This is a genomic window from Dietzia cercidiphylli, from assembly GCF_014145145.1.
GTDB lineage: Bacteria > Actinomycetota > Actinomycetes > Mycobacteriales > Mycobacteriaceae > Dietzia > Dietzia natronolimnaea.
Genome location: NZ_JAALEA010000207.1, coordinates 1 through 2,085, shown reverse-complemented (window position 1 = coordinate 2,085; position 2,085 = coordinate 1). Strand labels below are relative to the sequence as shown.

2 protein-coding genes are annotated in these 2,085 nt (G+C 71.9%); both read left to right on the top strand.

Features of this window, described 5'->3' with window-relative positions:
- Positions 1 to 632, top strand: a 632-nt coding sequence (locus G6028_RS08060) for a M20/M25/M40 family metallo-hydrolase (protein ID WP_182658568.1), incomplete at its 5' end; no start/stop codon positions are given.
- On the top strand, positions 629 to 1,864 hold the full coding sequence (locus G6028_RS08055) for an MFS transporter (protein ID WP_179525571.1): 1,236 nt from the start codon (positions 629 to 631) through the stop codon (positions 1,862 to 1,864). The genes G6028_RS08060 and G6028_RS08055, both read left to right, overlap by 4 nt.
- The last annotated feature ends 221 nt before the right edge of the window (positions 1,865 to 2,085 follow it).

Here is a 2,085-nt window from a genome sequence, read left to right as displayed (position 1 = left end):
CGATCGCGGGTGCCGTCCACCGGGTCGCGAGCCGGCACTTCCCCGTCGCGCCCACGGAGGCCAACACCGCCCTCGCCGCGGCGGTCGGGGAGCTCGCCGGGTCGAGCGGTGACGTCGCGGACCTGCCCGCGCACCTCGACGTGCTCGGGCACTTCGGCCCACTGGTGGAGGCGTCGCTCTCCCACACCGCCTCGCCGACCGTCCTGTCGGCCGGGTACAAGACCAACGTCATCCCCTCCGAGGCGTTCGCCGAGATCGACTGCCGCGTCCTGCCCGGTGGCGAGGAGACCTTCCGCGCGGAGATCGAGGACGAGCTCGGACCCGACGTGGCGGTCGACTGGATCTGGCAACCGCCGATCGCCGCGCCCGCCGACGACCCGCTGGTCTCGGTCATCCGGGAGGCGGTCCGCGAGGCGGACCCCGGCTCCCTGGTCGTGCCGTACCTGCTGCCGGCGAGCACGGACAACAAACACCTCGCTCCGCTGGGGATCCACGGCTACGGCTTCGTCCCGCTGCGGGTGCCGGACGAGTTCGACGTCTTCGGCCACTTCCACGCCGTCGACGAGAGGGTCCCCGTCGACGCGCTCCACTTCGGCGCCGATGTCCTGGCCCGTGTGCTCCGGTCGGCGTGAGGGGCCCGTTCTCGGGTAGCCGGACCGCGCAGCCGCGAACACCGCTACCCGCCGATGTGTGGGTACTGGTCGCGGCGGCCTTCGCCGTCGCGATCGGCTACGGTCTCGTCGCACCCGTCCTCCCGCAGTACGCCCGGAGCTTCGACGTCTCCGTGACCGCCGCGTCGGTGGTCGTGAGCGCGTTCGCGTTCTTCCGCCTGGTGTTCGCTCCCGCCGGCGGGTTCCTCGTGGACCGTCTGGGCGAACGCTGGGTCTACATGTCGGGCCTGCTCATCGTGGTGGTGTCGACCCTGGCCACGGGCGTCGCCCAGACCTACTGGCAGCTGCTGGTGTTCCGGGGACTCGGTGGACTCGGGTCGACGATGTTCACCATCTCGGCGATGGCGTTGCTCACCCGCCTCTCGCCACCCGGAGCCAGAGGACGGATCGCCGGGCTCTACGCCACCGCCTTCCTTATCGGCAACATCGGCGGGCCGGTCCTCGGCGGGTTGCTCGCCGGCTTCGGGATGCGGGTGCCGTTCTTCGTCTACTCCTTCACCCTGCTCGTCGCGACCGGAGTGGTGGCGGTGTTCCTCCGGGGAGGCCGCCGGCCCTCGGCGGACGACGGGACGGAGGAGCAGGAGGCGCTGCCGGTGCGCGAGGCACTCCGCCACAGCGGGTACCGCGCCGCGCTCGTGTCGAGTTTCGTCAACGGATGGAGTTCCTTCGGCGTACGGGTGGCCATCGTCCCGCTCTTCGCCGCCGCGAACTTCGACGCCGGTGCGGGGATCGCCGGCACCGCGCTCGCCTCCTTCGCGGTGGGCACCGCCGCCGTCATCTCGGTGGCCGGGTGGTTGTCCGACCGGTACGGACGACGGCCGCTGGTGATCGGTGGCCTCCTGGTGTCCGGGGTGTCCACACTCGTGCTGGGCTGGTGCGATACCGTTCCGCTCCTCGTGGCCGCCTCGGTGGTGGCGGGCATGGGGGCGGGGGTGCTCAACCCGGCACAACAGGCCTCGGTCGCGGATGTGATCGGAGCGGATCGCGCGGGCGGGAAGGTGCTCGCGACCTTCCAGATGGCCAGCGACTCCGGTGCGATCCTCGGCCCGGTGCTGGTGGGTCTCGTCGTGGACCTGTTCGGCTACACCGCCGGATTCGCACTCTCCGGAGGTCTGCTGCTGGCCGCGGTCGTCCCGTGGCTCGTCGCCAGAGAGACCCACGAGCACCTGGTCCGGGGAACCACGGGGGAGTGACCTGCGCCGCCGTGTCGCGAACGGGGCCTCCGACGCCGTAGCATGAGTCACCTCATGAGCAACGACAACGAGGACCGTACCGCCACCGCCGGCGACGAGGTCGAGACCGCCGCCAGCACCCCAGAGACCACCGACCCCACCGCCGAGACGGCGGACGACCGCGTCCCACCCGAGGCCGAGGCCGCCGCAGAGGCGCCCGCCGAGGACGCGTCGGCCCCGGA